The sequence below is a fragment of the Saccharothrix sp. CB00851 genome (assembly GCF_001905065.1).
Classification (GTDB): Bacteria; Actinomycetota; Actinomycetes; order Mycobacteriales; family Pseudonocardiaceae; genus Actinosynnema.
This window is the reverse complement of record NZ_LWLC01000066.1, coordinates 61,994-78,415: the sequence shown is the minus strand read 5'-3', so window position 1 is coordinate 78,415 and position 16,422 is coordinate 61,994. Positions and strand designations below refer to the sequence as shown.

The window sequence follows — 16,422 nt, the reverse complement described above, 5'->3', positions numbered from 1 at the left end:
TTCTTCCGTCGTGCGCACCTGCTGGGCCGAACGGCCCTTGTCGCCGGTGGCCCGGTCGTGTGGTCCGGCGAGCCCGCGGGTCGGCCGTCGGCGAAGGGCGGAGCGCGGCGGTCCGGGCGGCGGTACGACGTGCCCCGCCGGTGGCCGGAGAATTCGAATCACGCTGTTATGGAAAAGTGCAGGTCAGCTGGGCAAAATCGGAGAAGCAACGTCGTCGGGTGATCGTGCAGTATTTACGTTGCACACATTTTTCCCAGTGCCGTGCCTTTGTCATTTTGTGGTGCGGCCGCATTTTCGGACCATTCAGCCCCGATGTCCTCAAAGACGGTGAAAGCATGAGCAGTGAGCGGATCGCAATCGTCGGCATCGGCCTGCGCTACCCCGATGCCGGTTCCACCGGGGAACTGTGGGAGAACGTCCTGGCCGGTCGTCGGGCCTTCCGCAGGCTGCCCGACGAGCGGATGAACCAGGCGGACTACTACGACCCCAACCCCGAAGCACCGGACCGCTTCTACGCCAAGATGGCGGCGGTGCTGCGCGACTTCGAGTTCGACCGGGTTCGCTACCGCGTGGCCGGCAGCACGTTCCGCTCCACGGACATGACGCACTGGCTGGCACTCGACGTGACCTCCCAGGCGCTGGCCGACGCGGGATTCCCCGACGCCGAGGGCCTGCCCAAGCAGAGCACCGGCGTGGTGCTGGGCAACAGCCTCACCGGTGAGTTCTCCCGCGCGAACGTGATGCGGCTGCGCTGGCCCTACGTGCGGCGCACGGTCGCCGCGGCGCTGACCGCCAAGGGCTGGCCCGAGGAGGAGGTCGCGGGCTTCCTGCGCGAGCTGGAGGTCGACTACAAGGCCCCGTTCCCGGAAATCGACGAGGACACCCTGGCGGGTGGTCTGGCCAACACCATCGCGGGCCGCATCTGCAACTTCTTCGACCTGCGCGGCGGCGGCTACACCGTCGACGGCGCGTGCTCGTCGTCGCTGCTGTCGGTCGCCACGGCCGCCAAGTCGCTGGTCGAGGGCGACATGGACGTGGCCATCGCGGGCGGCGTCGACCTGTCCATCGACCCGTTCGAGGTCATCGGCTTCGCCAAGACCGGCGCGCTGGCCAAGGACGTGATGAAGGTCTACGACAAGAACTCGAACGGCTTCTGGCCGGGCGAGGGCGCGGGTTCCCTGGTGCTGATGCGCGAGGAGGACGCGCTGGCCAAGGACATGCGCATCTACGCCACGATCGCGGGCTGGGGCGTCTCGTCGGACGGCAAGGGCGGCATCACCCGCCCCGAGGCCGACGGCCACCGCCTGGCCCTGCACCGCGCCTACGGCCGCGCCGGCTACGGCCTGGAGACCGTGTCCTACTTCGAGGGCCACGGCACCGGCACGGCGTTGGGCGACGAGACCGAGATCGAGGCGCTGTCCTCGGCCCGCCGCGCCGCCGACCCGCACGCCAGGCCCGCCGCGCTGAGCACCGTCAAGGGCAACTTCGGGCACACCAAGGCCGCGGCGGGCGTCGCCGGGCTGATCAAGGCCGCCCTCGCCGTGCACCACCAGGTCATCCCGCCGGGCACCGGGCACTTCGACCCGCACCCGAAGCTGACCGCCGACAACGCCGTCATGTACGTCCCGTCGGAGGCCGAGCTGTGGCCGGAGGACCGCCCGGTGCGCGCCGGCGTGTCGGCCATGGGCTTCGGCGGCATCAACACCCACATCGCGCTGGAGGCCGCGCCCGACGCGACCCGTCGCGAGCACATCGACGCCCGCACGAAGGCGTTGGTCGCCGGTCGCCAGGACGTCGAGGTGCTGTTGTTCGACGCGCCGGACCGCACGACGTTGAAGGACCGCGTGGCCGAGGTGGGCGCGCTGCTGCCGAAGTTGGCGTTCGCGGAGCTGGGTGACCTGGCCTCGGCCCTGGCGGCACGGCTCACCGACGCGTCGCTGCGCTGCGCGGTCGTGGCCCGCACGCCCGAGGAGGCCGAGCGCAAGGTCGCGAAGCTGATGGTCGCGGTGAGCGAGGGCGGCACCCTGTTCGACGCGGCCGACGGCGTGTTCCTGGACGACCGGGCCGACGCGCCGCGGCTGGCGTTCCTGTTCCCGGGCCAGGGCTCCGGTCGGGGTGCGGTCGGCGCCATCCGCCGCCGCTTCCCGGTGGCCGAGGAGGTCTTCGCCGCCGCGGGCCTGCCCACCGACGGCGACCAGGTCGCCACGGAGGTCGCGCAGCCGCGCATCGTCGCCGGTTCGCTGGCCGCGCTGAAGGTGCTGCGGGAGCTGGGCATCGAGGCGAGCACGGCCGTCGGGCACAGCCTCGGCGAGCTGACCGCCGTGCACTGGGGTGGCGCGCTCAACGCCAACCGGGTGCTGTCGCTGGCCGCCGAACGCGGTCGCGTGATGGCGAGCGCGAGCCAGGGCGGCGGCGCGATGGCGGGCCTGGGCGCGACGCCCGAGCGGGCGCTGGAGCTGGCGGCCGGCGAGGACGTCGTGATCGCGGGCTACAACGGCCCGAAGCAGACCGTGCTGTCCGGCCCGGCCGAGGCCGTGGACCGGGTGGTCGCGGTGGCACGGGCGGCGGGCGTGCAGGCCACCCGCATCAACGTCTCCCACGCGTTCCACTCGCCGCTGGTGTCCCCGGCGGCTGACGCCATGGCCGAGCGGCTGGTCGACTTCGACTTCGGCAGGCTGATCCGCCCGGTGCTCTCCACCGTCACCGGCGAAGTGCTCGACGCGGGCGCCGACCTGCGCACGCTGCTGCGCGACCAGATCACCCTCCCGGTCCGGTTCCACGAGGCCGTGGCCAAGGCCGCCGCCATCGCGGACCTGGTCGTCGAGGTCGGCCCCGGCCGCGTGCTCACCGGCCTGCTGGAGGAGATCGCGCCCGACAAGGCGGCGCTCTCGGTGGACACCGACAGCGGGTCGCTCACGTCGCTGCTGACCGTCGTCGCCGCCGCGCACGTGCTGGGCACGCCGGTCCGCACGAAAGCCCTGTTCGGCGACCGGGTGGCGCGCGACCTGCCGCTGGACGGCTCGATGACGTTCCTGGCCAGCCCGTGCGAGACGGCTCCGGCCCTCGACGCGAGCCTGCTCACCGCCGAGACCGCCGCGGCGCCCGCCAAGACGGCGTCGCAGGCCGCCGCGGGCTCCGACGGCGAGTCCACGCTGGAGCTGCTGCGCCGGCTGGCCGCGCAGCGGGTCGAGCTGCCGCTGGAGGCCATCACCGCGGACACCCACCCGCTGGACGACCTGCACCTGAGCTCGATCACGGTCGGCCAGCTGGTCAACGAGGTCACCCGCAGCCTGGGCCGCCCGGCCCTGGAGGGCACGACCAACTTCGCCACCGTGCGGATGGGCGAGCTGGCCGAGCTGATCGACAACCTGGCCGACACCGCGCACGCCGAGGAACGCGACAACGGCGAGGTGCCGGGTGTGGCGCCGTGGGTGCGGCCGTTCCTGGTCGAGCACGTCGAGCGCGAGCTGGTGGCGGCCAAGCCGGGTCCGGTGGGGGAGTGGACCGTGCACGCCCCCGAAGGCCACCCGCTGGCCGAGCCGCTGAAGGCCGGGCTGCCGGGCGACGGCGTGCTCCTGCTGCTGCCGCCGGAGGGCGGTGACGCGCACGTCGGCCTGTTCCTGGAGGCGGCGCGCGACGTGCTGGCGTCCGGTCGCAGGCTCGCGGTCGTGCAGCACAAGCTGGGCGCGTCGGGCCTGGCGCGCACGCTGCACCTGGAGGCGCCGCACATCCCGGTGACGCTGGTCGACTTGGCGGACGACACCGACGCGGTGCGCCGGGTGGCGGCCGAGGTGGCGGCCACGACCGACTTCTCGCAGGTGCGGTACGACGCCGACGGCGTGCGGACCGTGCCGGTGTTGCGGGCGGTGTCCGGCCAGGGGGAAGGCACTCCGCTGGACTCCGGTGACGTGCTGCTGGTGACCGGTGGCGGCAAGGGCATCACGGCCGAGTGCGCCATCGCGATGGCAGGCGACTCGGGCGCGTCCCTGGCGCTGATCGGCCGGGCCGACCCCGCCGCCGACCCCGAGCTGGCGGCCAACCTGGCCCGGATGACCGCGGCGGGCATCACCCACCGCTACGAGCGGGCCGACGTGACCTCCGCCGAGCAGATCGCCGCCGCCGTCGAGCGGTTCCGCGCCGAGCTGGGCGAGGTGACCGCGGTGCTGCACGGCGCGGGCCGCAACGAGCCCAAGGCGTTGACCGGACTGTCCGAAGAGGACTTCCACGCCACGCTGGCACCGAAGATCTCCGGATTGCGGGCGGTGCTCGACGCCGTGGACCCGGAGCGGATCAAGCTCCTGGTCACGTTCGGCAGCATCATCGGCCGGGCGGGTCTGCGCGGTGAGGCGCACTACTCCACCGCCAACGACTGGATGTCCGAGCTGACCGTCGACTTCGGCGTGAAGCACCCGCGGGCGCGGGTGCTCGCCCTGGAGTGGTCGGTCTGGTCCGGCGCGGGCATGGGCGAGCGGCTGGGCGTGGTCGAGGCGCTGATGCGCGACGGCATCACGCCGATCTCCACCGAAGCGGGCATCGCGGTGCTCCGCGAGGTGCTGGCCGACCCGACCGCGGGCCCCGTGCTGGTGGTCTCCGGCCGTGCCGCGGGCCTGCCGACGCTGGAGCTGGCGAGCACCGAGCTGCCGCTGGCCCGGTTCGTGGACCGCGTCCTGGTGCACTACCCGGCGGTGGAGCTGGTCACCGAGGCCGACCTGTCCGACGGCAGCGACCCGTACCTCGGCGACCACCTGCTCGAAGGCGACCTGCTGTTCCCGGCCGTGATCGGCATGGAGGCCATGACCCAGGTGGCCGGTGCCCTCACCGGGCACGACGCGCCGCCGATGCTGGAAGGCGTCGAGTTCCTGCGGCCGGTGGTCGTGCGGCCGGGCGGCTCGCTGACCGTGCGGATCGCCGCGCTGGCCCGGGACGCCGAGACGGTGGATGTGGCCATCCGGGCCGAGGACACCGGGTTCTCCGCCGACCACTTCCGGGCCCGCCTGCGGTTCCCGCGGCCGGAGATCCCGGGCGACGTGGTCGACGGCGCGCCCGTGCTGCCGCTCGTGCCGGTCGACCCGGTCACCGAGCTGTACGGCAGCGTCCTGTTCCAGGGCAAGCGGTTCCAGCGGCTGCAGGGCTACCGGCGGGCGAGCGCGCGGCACGCGGTGGCCGAGGTCGCCACCACGTCCGTCGCCTCCTGGTTCGCCCCGTTCCTGCCGCAGGACCGGATGCTCGCCGACCCGGGCACGCGGGACGTGATGATGCACGCCATCCAGTGCTGCGTCCCCGACGCCACGCTGCTGCCGCAGAGCGTGGAGCGGCTCTACCTGGCCGCGCCGGTCGACCAACTGGCCCAGTACGTGGTGCTGGACGCCCGCGAGCGGTCGCAGGACGGCGACAGCTACACCTACGACATCGACGTGCGCGACCCCGAGGGCCGGCTCGTCGAGCGGTGGGAAGGGCTGGTGCTGCGGGCCGTGCGCAAGCGCGACGGCGCCGGACCGTGGACGCCGACCATGCTCGGCTCGTACCTGGAGCGCTCGCTGGAGCGGGTCCTGGGCGGCAGCCGCGCGGTCGTCGTGGAGCCCGACCCGACCGACGTGAAGCCGGAACGCCGCGCGCAGACCGCGCTCGCGCTCGGCCGGGCGCTGGACCGGCCCGTCGAGGTGCGCTACCGGCCCGACGGCAAGCCGGAGGTCGACGGCGCCGAGGTGTCCGCGTCGCACAGCGCGGGCGTCACGTTCGCCGTGGCCGCGGCGGGCGGCACGATCGGCGTGGACGTGGAGGAAGCCGTGGCCCGGCCCGAAGAGGACTGGGCCGCCCTGCTCGGCGAGGACCTGATCGCCGTGCGCGACCTGCTCACCACCGAGGCCGGCGAGACGGCCGCCGTCTCGGGCACGCGGGTCTGGAGTGCTCTGGAGTGCCTGCGCAAGACCGGTTCCACCACGCAGGCGCTGACGGTCGACCGGGTCCACCCGGACGGCTGGGCCGTGCTGTCGACCGGCGACGCCAAGGTCGCCACCTGGGTCACCACGATCGTCGACCGGGTCGAGCCGGTGGTGTTCGCGGTGCTCGTGGGCAAGGAGGACTGACGTGTCGAACTACTACGAGATCCGCCACACGGTCGGCTTCGAGGAGACCAACCTCGTCGGCAACGTGTACTACGTGAACTACCTGCGGTGGCAGGGCCGCTGCCGGGAGATGTTCCTCAAGGAGAACGCGCCGAGCGTGCTGCGGGACCTCCAGGACGACCTCAAGCTGTTCACCCTCAAGGTGGAGTGCGAGTTCTTCTCCGAGATCACGCTCTTCGACGAGCTGTCGGTGCGGATGCGGCTGGAGGAGCTGACCCAGACCCAGATCCAGTTCGCGTTCGACTACGTCAAGGTCACCGACGGCCAGGAACTCCTGGTCGCCAAGGGCAGGCAGCGGATCGCGTGCATGCGCGGCCCGAACACCAACACGGTGCCCTCCCGGGTGCCCGACGACCTGCGCAAGGCGCTCGCGCCCTACGCCGAGACCCCGGTGCTGGCCCGCGCCGGGCTGGGGGGATGACGGACATGTACGAGGCGGCACCCACGATGGAGGAGACCTCGTTGCGGGACGCCATGTCCCTGTTCGCGACCGGGGTCACGGTGTTGACGGTCGGTGGCGAGCACGCGCACGGCATGACGGCGAACGCGTTCACGTCGGTCTCGCTGGACCCGCCGCTGGTACTGTGCTGCATCTCCCGCTCCGCGGTGATGCACGAGGCGATCGGCACCACCAAGCGGTTCGGCGTGTCGATCATGGGCGCGGACCAGCGGGACACCGCCAAGTACTTCGCCGACAAGCGCCGACCGCTCGGGCCGGAGCAGTTCGACGCGGTCGACTGGATGGAGGGACCGCACAGCGGCGCGCCGCTGCTCACCGGGTCGCTGGCCTGGCTGGAGTGCGAGCTGGTGCAGTTCTACGACGGTGGTGACCACACCATCTTCGTCGGCCAGGTGCTCAGCTGCAGCCGCGGTGGTGGTTCGGAGGCGCTGTTGTTCTACGGCAGCGCGTTCCACCGGATCTGAGACGTCGAAGCCCGCACGCTTCGGGAGGGAGTGCACATGCTGGTGACCGTCACCGGAGGTACCGGTTTCGTCGGCTCGCACACGGTGGCGGAGCTCGTGCGCGCCGGCCACCGGGTCCGCCTGCTGGTCCGGGACGCGAACGCGGTGGACACCGCGACGCGAGCGTTGGAGGTGCCACCCGACGCGCTGGACGTCGTCGTCGGGGACGTGACCGACGAGCGGTCGGTCACCGAGGCGGTGCGCGGCGCGGACGCCGTGGTCCACGCCGCCTCGGTGTACTCCTTCGACCGGCGCAAGCGGCAGGAGATGCTGCGCACCAACGCACACGGCACGGAGGTGGTGCTCGGCGCCGCCCGCCGTGCCGGTGTGGGGCGCGTGGTCCACGTGTCGAGCATCGCGGCGCTGTTCGGGCCCGGTGTGCGGGTCATCCGCGAGAACTCGCCGGTCGGCACGACCCGCGAGCCGTACGCGGCGACCAAGGCCGCGTCGGAGGCCATCGCGCGGCGGCACCAGGACGAGGGGGCGCCGGTGGTCGTGAGCTACCCACCGGCCCTCCTCGGGCCGCACGACCCGAAGCTCGGCGACCAGGTCGAGCGGCTGCGCAACACGTTGCGCGGCATCATGCCGCTGTGGCCCGCCGGCGGGCTGCAGATCGGCGACGTGCGGGACACGGCGGCGCTGCACGTGGCGCTGCTGTCCCCGGACGTGACTGGGCGGCACTTCGGTCCCGGGCACTACCTGACCACGCGGGAGTACGTCGACGGGGTGCGGGAGGCCACCGGGCGCGCGTTGCCCGCGGCCTTCCTGCCCCCGGCGATGATGACGCCCGTCGGGCGGTTCGTCGACCTGGTGCAGCCCGCCTGGCCGTGGCACATCCCCGCCGAGTACGGGGCGATCGCCACGGTCGGCGCGGCGGTCCGGGTCGACCCGGCCGCCAGCACGCTCGGCCACAAACCCCGTCCGTTCGCCGACACGGTCGCCGACACCGTGCGGTGGCTCGCCGACACCGGTGCGGTGACCGATCGCCAGGCAGGCCGCCGATGACCACGTCAGGGATCGACCGCGTCAACGGGCACCCGGACCTCCGGCCCGAGCTGCCACCGCGCACGATGGAGCTGTTGCGCGAGCGCAACGACGACCTGCGCGACCGCGCGGTGTCCAACGCCGAGGCCGTGCGCCGCCAGCGCTCGCTCGGCAAGCGCACCGCTCGGGAACGCCTGGACCTGCTGCTGGACCCGGGTTCGTTCACCGAGATCGACCTGTACCGGCGGCACCAGGCGCACGGGTTGAAGGTGTCCGAGCACCGGCCGCACACCGACGGCGTGGTGGCCGGTTCGGGCACCATCGACGGGCGGCGCGTGTTCGTCTACGCGCAGGACTTCACCATCTTCGGCGGTTCGCTCGGCCAGGCGCACGCGGCGAAGATCCAGAAGGTGATGGACCACGCCGTGGCCACCGGCTCGCCGATCGTCGCCCTGCACGACAGCGGCGGCGCCCGCATCCAGGAAGGCGTGCTGGCGCTGCACGGCTACGGCGGCATCTTCCGCCGCCAGGTCGCCGCCTCCGGCGTCATACCGCAGATCGCCGTGGTGCTCGGCCCGTCCGCGGGCGGCGCCGCGTACTCGCCCGCGTTGGCGGACTTCACGTTCATGGTGCGCGGCACGGCGCAGATGTACCTGACCGGTCCCGACGTCGTGCAGGCGGTGTCGGGGGAGAAGGTGACGCACGACGAGCTGGGCGGTGCGACGGTGCACGGCGAGCTGTCCGGCGTGGCGTCGTTCGTGCACGACGACGAGGAGTCGTGCCTGGAGGACGTGCGCTACCTGGTGTCCATGCTGCCGTCGAACAACCTGGAACCGCCGCCGGCTCACGCGCCGGTGGGTGCGGTGGACGACGTGCGGCCCGGGTTCGCCTCGATCGTGCCCGTGGAGCCGAACAAGCCCTACGACATGCGGGTGTTGATCGAGGAACTGGTGGACGACGGGGAGTTCCTCGAAGTCCACGCGGGGTGGGCGCGCAACGTCGTGGTGGCGTTCGGGCGGATCGACGGCGCGGTCGTGGGCATGGTCGGCAACCAGCCGATGGTGTTCGCGGGCGTGCTGGACATCGAGGCCTCCCAGAAGGCCGCGCGGTTCGTGCGGTTCTGCGACGCGTTCGGCATCCCGCTGGTGTCCCTTGTGGACGTTCCCGGCTTCCTGCCGGGGACCGCGCAGGAGCACTCGGGCGTCATCCGGCACGGTGCGAAGCTGCTCTACGCCTACTGCGAGGCCTCCGTGCCGCGGATCCAGGTGATCGTGCGGAAGGCGTACGGCGGCGCGTACATCGTGATGGATTCGAGGTCGATCGGCACGGACCTGTCCCTGGCCTGGCCGACCAACGAGATCGCGGTGATGGGCGCGGAAGGCGCCGTGAACGTCATCTTCCGCAAAGAACTGGCCGCTGCCGCCGATCCCGACGCCTTGCGGGCCGAGCTGCTGGCCGAGTACGCGGAGCAACTGGTCCACCCGTACTACGCGGCGGAGCGGGGATTGGTGGACGACGTCATCGACCCATCCCACACGCGTTCCGCCGTCGCCCGGGGCCTGGCCATGCTGTGCGACAAACGCCGCCGCACACCGGCCCGCAAGCACGGCAACGTGCCGCTGTAACGGTCGTGCTGCCACAACGGCACCTCGCCTCGCGGTGAGGTGCCGTTGTCGTGTCCGGGGGCCGGCGCGGCGGTGTGGGTGTTGGCGTAGAAGCTTGAAAGCCCTGAAAAGCTTGAAAGACCAAAGATCAAAAGCGTCCTCGCCGGACGGGCAGATCAGCAGGATGACATCCCCCGGTCCCGTCTCGGTCTTGTTGGGTTGGGAACTCCGGTTGGGTTGGTGGTCCCGGACTCCGTGTCATCCCACCGACCTCCCTCCGGGTTACCGCACGTGTCAAGGGCGGCGCGAGGTCCCAGTGAAGTAGCGGGCAAAGGTGGACGCGCCGCCCTTGACACGTGCGGTAAGGCTGCGCCAGGTCGGCGGGATGACACGAAGCCCTCCTATTGGGGAGAAGGACGTGCTCGTTGCACAGCGCGCGGGGGTCGCCGGCGAGCGCGGGGTCGAGCGGGCCCGGGGCGGGTGCGGCGGCGTTGCTCTCGCTTTTCATTGGGAGGGGTTCGTGTCATTCCGCCGACCTGGCGTAGCCCTACCGCACGGGTCAAGGGGGCCTCGTGCGAGCGTTGCCTGATACTCCAACTTCGGGGCCCTCTTGACGCGTGTGGTAGCCCGGAGGGAGGTCGGTGGGATGACACGTACCCCGGGACCACGACGCAACCGGACATCCCCGACGCAACGAGACCGAGACGGAACGAGCGGGAGGTCATCCTGCTGATCTGCCCGTCCGGCGAGGACGCTTTTGATCTTTCGCCCTTGCCCTCGCCCAGCCCAGCCCGGCCCAGTTCAGCCCTGGCTCGACCGCGCCTTGACTTGGTTCCATAACGCCGCTATAAATAGTAGTAAGACAGTGTTATGGAATGCGGGGACGAGGTGGTGGGCGTGGTCGCGTCGGTGCGGGAGGTCGCGGAAACACTGGTCGTGCGTGGTGTGCTGCCCGGCGAGCTGGACGGTGCCCTCGTCTGGTCCGGCAAGTTCGGTGTCTCCGGTGTCCGGCTCGGGCCCGGTGGTGCGCAGTGGTACCGGGGGCCGCGGCCGGCGGTGCTCGTGGCGGCGGACCGGCCCTCCGGCGCCACGATGGCCCGCCCAGTCTTCGACGGCGAGGTCTGGCACACCGCGATGTCCCACCCTGACCTCGGGTACGCCGAGCACGTCACCCTGAGCCCCGACGGCGAAGTGCTGCGCGCCGAGCCGTTCCCGCTCGACGGCGCGCCCCGGATGCGCGCGGTCGGGGTGACGGGGCGTTTCGTGGTCGTCTTCGACTCCGCCCCGTACTACAGCCGCGCGGCGGACCTGGTCGGCCTGCGCGACCCGTACTCCGGGCCCGCCGCCGGTCCCGCGCGCGTCGGCCTGCTCGCCTACGGCCGGCCGGACTGGTTCGAGGTCGGTGACGGCGAGGTGCGGTCCCTGGTCAACGTCTACGAAGACCTCGGCCGCGTGGTCGTGGACGCCATCTGGGCGCCGGGCGTGCTGCGCCGCCACGTGCTCGACCTCGCCACCGGCGGCGTGCGCCGCATCGACCTGCCCGCGATGGACGTCGGCACGGTGGACGAGCGCTTCGCGGGCCGCCGCCACCGCTTCGTGTTCGGCACGGCGGGCACCGCGATCGTCCGCCACGACGTGGCGCTGGGCTGCACGTGGCGCCGCGAGGTCGGCGTCACGCCGGTCCAGCCGGTGTTCGTGCCGCGCGGCGAGGACGAGGGTGACGGTTGGGTCGTCGCCGTCGCGGGTGACGAGGTGCTGGTGCTGGACGCGGCCGACCTCGCCGGTCCGCCGGTCGCGGTGGTGCGGCTGCCCTTCGCGGTCGCGGCTTCGCGGCACGCCACGTGGCTCCCGCGCCGCTGAAACAGCGAGTCGATCTAGGGGGGTGATGGTCACCGTTGCGGGAGTAGGCTTCGGGGAACCATCCCGGCAGGGCGACGGCGAGGGGAACCGTGCAACGTACCGCTGCTGAGACCCGGTCCCACGTGCTGCGGGTGGCGGGAAACCTGTTCTACCCGAGAGGTATCCGGGCCACGGGCGTCGACCTCGTCGCGGCCGAGGCCGGTGTCGCGCCCACCACCCTCTACCGCCTGTTCGCCTCGAAGGACGACCTCGTCGGCGCCTACGTCGAGCGCGCCGACCTCGACTTCCGCGAACGGTTCACCGCCGCGGCCGAGGGCGCGGGTCCCGATCCGCGCGACCGGATCCTGGCCGTGTTCGACTCGATCTTCGCCGAGGTCTCCTCCGGCACGTTCCGCGGCTGCGCGTTCCACATGGCGCTGGCCGAGTTCCCCGAACCCGAACTGCCCGCCCACCGCAACGCCCTCGCGGCGAAGTCCTGGACCAGGGAACGGATCCGCGAGCTGACCGACGCGCTCGGCGTCGAGGACCCGGCCGAGTTGGCCGATCACCTGGTGCTCGTCCTCGAGGGACTGCACGCGTCGGCGCAGTCGTTCGGCGCGAACGGTCCCGCCCAACGGGCACGCGGCCTGGTCGAAGGGCTCCTGTCCGCCGCCGCACCGCGGCCGAACGGCACCTGACGCCGTTCGGCCCACACCGCCGGTCGATATCGGGAATTGCCGGCGACCACCCTCGTCGCGCACCGGTCGAGCCCGCGTGAAATCCGCGGCACGATTGTGTCACGCGGGCGCGCGCAGCATGTCCACATCGCCTGGTCGAACGGTATTCTGCCCCTTCGGCTGGTAGTTCCAGAGGGGAACAGAGGTGGCATGGTGAAAAGCTTCGGCCGGTTCCGCAGAGTGGTTGTCGTGGGAGCCGGTTTGGCCGGTACCGTGACCGCCATCCGCCTTCTCCGGTTCGCCCGCGAACCATTACAGGTCGTGCTGCTCGAACGCGTTCCGGAATACCGGAACTCCGGCGTGGCGTACCAGCGCGAGAGCAACCACTGGTACCACGTGTTCAACATCCAGGCGGGCCGCATGTCGGCGTTCCGGGAAGACGTCGACGACTTCGTCGCCTGGGCCAACCACGAGGCCGACCGGTCGGACTGGCCCGCCGACTGGCGCGACTTCGAGTTCACCGAATCCGGTCCCGCCCCGCGCCGGATCTACCAGGACTACCTGGAGGACCGCCTCGCCGAGGCTGTCCGGGAGGCCGCACCGGGCGTGACGCTGGTCGAGACCGATGGGGAAGCGGTCGACGTCGAGGTCTTCGGCGACTACGCGCACGTCGTGGTGGACGGCTCGGCGGACGGCTCCGGGCGGACGATCCTCGAAGCCGACCACGTCGTGCTCGCCACCGGGCTGGAGACGAAATACCCGGCTTTCGCCGCCGAGGTGCTGGAGCACCCGGCGTTCGTGCGCAGCCCGTATTCCCCCAGCGGTATCGAACGGGTGCTCGGTGTGCGGAAAGACGGCGTGGTGGCCATCATCGGCACGTTGCTCAGCGCGTACGACTCGGCCACGCTGCTGTTACGCCAGGGGCACGAGGGCCCCGTGCACATGATTTCCGGTTCCGGCCTGACCCCTCGGACGTATCCGCCGAACCACCGGCACCAAGTGCTCGAACTACCGCCGCCGCAACTGCTCGGCGACCACTACGAAGGACGCCAGGAATTCGTCCGCAGGTTCCGCGAGGAATGGGACCGAGCCTGCGCGATCCTCACCGAAGAACATCCCGGGATTTCTCCCGTCGTGGTGACGGAACGGGTGGCCAAATCATGGGAGCCGTACCTGCCCGCGATTCTGGAGCGCATTCCCACCGGCGAACTCCGCGCGTTGCTCGACAGCTACGGCAGCCTCTTGGCCGTGCTGAGGGTGAGCGCCATGGCCTACACCACGGACATCGTCGACGCGGCCATGGGCGAAGGCGGACAGGTCGTGCTCACCGCCGGCCGCGTGAAACAGGTGAGCGCCACCGGGTCGGGCAAGCTCGTCCTGTCGATCGAGGGACGGGATTCGACGCGGACCGTCGAAGCGGATCTCGTCGTGTCCAACTTCGGGCGCGAGTCGAACTACGAGCGCGCCGATTCCACGCTCTGGACCAACCTGCTCCGCAAACGGATCGCGGTCGTCCACCAGCGCACCGGGCGCGGTGTCGAAGTCGACCCGTGCGGCCGGCTCCTCGGGCCCGACGGCACGCCGTCCGGCCCCGTCTCGGTCGTGGGCAGTCCGCGCGAGGGCGACGAGATCGTGCGGAACGGGCGGACCGGCGCGTTCACGTTCAACCTCGCCGCGATCAAGAACCACTCGGTGGAGGTCGCGGCCACCACGCTGCACCGGATCGAGTCCTGTTACGACGAGCGGGCGGTCGACCTCGCCGCTGCGCTGGTCGACGCGGCGGACCCCGAGCTGCGCGTGGCCGTCTCGCGGTCGGTCAGCCTCGACGTGCGCCGCATGGCCACCCGCCGCCGCGACGACCGCCGGCCGCTGGCCGCCCGGCTGGAAGCGAACCTCCAGCGGATCCGCGACCTCACCTCGCGCGGCGGCACGACCCCGCCGTCCGACCGGGCCCTGCGGTTCGCGGTGAACTCGGCCGCCACCACCAAGTTGACCGACCTCTCCGTGACGCCGCGCGAACTGCGTTCCGCGCTCGGGCTCGAAGGCTCGGTGGAACAGCTGCAGCCGGCCGAACCGGTGGCACCGGCGGAACCGGTGGAGCCGGTCGGCTGAGGCGGGTTCGTCGCACTCGAGAAGATGCGCGGCCGGGCGCGCGACTGCGACGCTCGTGACATGGCTCGTCCTGTTCGCCACAAACCCGGGGCCGACGTCGGGCGCACCGGCGTCGGCCCCGAAGGTCGGCCCTCGGGCCGACGCGCTCGCCAGGTTCGCAAACCGACCGGAATCGGTAGGAGGATGCCGTGAGCCCGCGCGAGATCCCAGGGGTATTGCTCGTCGGTTCACCGGCGACGAGCGTTCGCGGCATCGCCAATCACACCGGCAGGCCTGTGCCCGGCTCGGTGCTGGTGGTCGGACAACTCGGCCCCGAGCTGTACGACACCATCGTGAAGTCGGCGGCCGTGGTCTGTTCCGGTGGTGGCCGCACCGGTCACATGGAATCCCTGTGCCGCTCACGGGGAATTCCGGTGCTGCGGATTCCGCACGACGAACTCGCCGGGTTGGTCGGCCACGTGACCGTCCGGACCGATCGGGAATCGGTCACCCTCGGCGAAGTCGAACCCGCGGCGCACTCCGCGGAATACCCCACCGTCACCCCCGACGACCTCCGCTCGGTGTGCGTCGTCATCGCCGACGCGACCGACATCCGGTCCACGAACGCGATCCGGCCCCGGGTCGACCAGGTGACGTCGTTCTTCATCCGCGAGGAGTTCGTCTGCCTCTCCTCGGGCCTGAGCCCGCTCGACGCGCTGCGCGCGGGCGTGCCCGAGGCCGAGCGCTACGGCGCGGCGATCGGCGCCGAGCTGTGCGCGATCGTCAAGGAACTCCTGCCCGGGCAGCGCCTGGTGATGAGGCTGCTCGACCTGCGGTCCGACGACGCCGCTCAGATCACCACCGAGGTGGACGTCGACCACGAGACCAACCCGGAACTCGGCCTGCACGGCGCGCGGTGGCTGCTGCACGAGCCGCACTACCCGCACGCGTTCCGGGCCTTGCGCGCCCACGTCCGCGAACGGCTCGGCCCGGAAGCCGACCGGGTGAGCTTCGCGGTGCCGTTCATCAACGACCAGGACGAGTTCCTGCGCCTGCGGCTGCGGCTCGACCTGCCCGACGACGTGCCGCTGTCGGTGTTCGTGGAGACGCCCGCCGCGGTCCACTCGGCGGCGGAGTTCTGCGCGGTGGGCGCGAGCGAGATCTTCGTCGGCACCAAGGACCTGACGCAGTTCTACCTGGCCGCGGACCGGGGCAACCACCGGGTCGCCTCGTCGTACCAGACGCGGCACCCGGCGGTGCTGTCGGGACTGCGCCAGTCGGTGGAGGCGGGCCGCCGGGCCGGTGTCCCGGTCCACGTGTTCGCGCTGGGGGCGGACGTGGGCCACTACTTCAAGCACCTGCCGACGGACCGGTTCATGATGTGCACCGCCGAACTCAGGCAACTCGCCCTGGACGCCGACGACTCGCGGTGACGAAGGCTCAGCCGAGCAGGTCGTCCTCGTCCCGCAAGGTGTCCACAGTGGACTTGTACATCCGGGACTTGATGGTCCCCAGCGTGGGGCCGGCCTTGCCCGCGTGCGCCCCGGCGAGCTCGACCGCGGTGGACCGGACGGCGTCCTCGTCCACCGCGAGGTCGACGATGCCGGCGGCCACCGCGTCACCGCCACCGTAGCGGCGCCCGGTCGTCATGGCCTCGTGCGCGGTCTGCGGGGTCAACCGGGCCTGGATCAACGCCGACATGCCCGGCGTGAACGGGATGTTGATCCCGACCTCGGGCAGGCACCAGAAGCCGCGGTCGGCGCGCATCACGCGGAAGTCGTGCGCCAGGGTCAGCATCGCACCGGCGGCGAAGGCGTGGCCCTGGATCGCGGCCACCGTGATCACCGGCAGCGACAGGACCCAGGCGAACAGCTCCTGCACCGACACCACGTACTCGCGGTACCGGTCGCCGTTCGCCATCAGCCACTCCAGGTCCAGGCCGTTGGAGAAGAACTTGCCGGTGGCGGCGGTGACCAGGGCACGGGCGCCCTCGGCCCGCTCCACCTCGCCGAGCGCGGCGTCGACCGAGGCGAGCCAGTCGGGGTGGAACCGGTTCTCGGTGCCCCCGAGGTCGAGGATGAACACGTCGTCCTGGCGGTCGAGCGTCGGCATGGGGTCCTCCGGGCGTCCGGGCAGTGG

At 71.7% G+C, this 16,422-nt stretch carries 10 protein-coding genes; 9 read left to right on the top strand and 1 reads right to left on the bottom strand.

Going from position 1 to position 16,422, the window contains the following annotated elements; translation table 11 throughout:
* Positions 1–335 precede the first annotated feature (335 nt).
* The 9 genes from A6A25_RS41230 to A6A25_RS41190 all read left to right on the top strand — a co-directional run bounded on the left by A6A25_RS41230 (position 336) and on the right by A6A25_RS41190 (position 15,716).
* Positions 336–6,086 (top strand): type I polyketide synthase, encoded by a 5,751-nt coding sequence (locus A6A25_RS41230; protein WP_073899973.1) that lies wholly within the window; start codon positions 336–338, stop codon positions 6,084–6,086.
* 1 nt (position 6,087) lies between these two features.
* Positions 6,088–6,546 carry an acyl-CoA thioesterase gene (locus A6A25_RS41225; RefSeq protein ID WP_073899970.1) on the top strand — a complete coding sequence of 153 codons (459 nt, stop codon included), beginning with the start codon at positions 6,088–6,090 and terminating at the stop codon, positions 6,544–6,546.
* Entirely contained in the window at positions 6,543–7,049 is a 507-nt protein-coding gene (locus A6A25_RS41220) for a flavin reductase family protein (protein WP_073899968.1), read from the top strand. The genes A6A25_RS41225 and A6A25_RS41220 overlap by 4 nt, the downstream gene beginning before the upstream one ends.
* 36 nt (positions 7,050–7,085) lie before the next feature.
* Entirely contained in the window at positions 7,086–8,093 is a 1,008-nt protein-coding gene (locus tag A6A25_RS41215; protein WP_073899966.1) for an SDR family NAD(P)-dependent oxidoreductase, read from the top strand.
* Complete coding sequence (locus tag A6A25_RS41210) at positions 8,090–9,697, top strand: acyl-CoA carboxylase subunit beta (RefSeq protein WP_443217083.1); 1,608 nt, start codon at positions 8,090–8,092, stop codon at positions 9,695–9,697. Before A6A25_RS41215 ends, A6A25_RS41210 begins: the two co-directional genes overlap by 4 nt.
* A gap of 849 nt (positions 9,698–10,546) precedes the next feature.
* Complete coding sequence (locus tag A6A25_RS41205) at positions 10,547–11,536, top strand: carotenoid oxygenase family protein (RefSeq protein WP_083669092.1); 990 nt, start codon at positions 10,547–10,549, stop codon at positions 11,534–11,536.
* Between the two features lie 89 nt (positions 11,537–11,625).
* Complete coding sequence (locus A6A25_RS41200) at positions 11,626–12,213, top strand: TetR/AcrR family transcriptional regulator (protein WP_073899962.1); 588 nt, start codon at positions 11,626–11,628, stop codon at positions 12,211–12,213.
* Positions 12,214–12,441: 228 nt separating this feature from the next.
* Positions 12,442–14,304 (top strand): FAD/NAD(P)-binding protein, encoded by a 1,863-nt coding sequence (locus A6A25_RS41195; protein ID WP_241829198.1) that lies wholly within the window; start codon positions 12,442–12,444, stop codon positions 14,302–14,304.
* A gap of 188 nt (positions 14,305–14,492) precedes the next feature.
* Entirely contained in the window at positions 14,493–15,716 is a 1,224-nt protein-coding gene (locus A6A25_RS41190; RefSeq protein ID WP_073899958.1) for a putative PEP-binding protein, read from the top strand.
* A gap of 7 nt (positions 15,717–15,723) precedes the next feature.
* Here the strand turns inward: A6A25_RS41190 and A6A25_RS41185 are convergent, their stop codons facing one another.
* The gene (locus tag A6A25_RS41185) at positions 15,724–16,395 is read right to left on the bottom strand and encodes an enoyl-CoA hydratase-related protein (protein WP_073899956.1); all 672 of its coding nucleotides are present in this window, start codon (positions 16,393–16,395) and stop codon (positions 15,724–15,726) included.
* Positions 16,396–16,422: the final 27 nt, after the last annotated feature.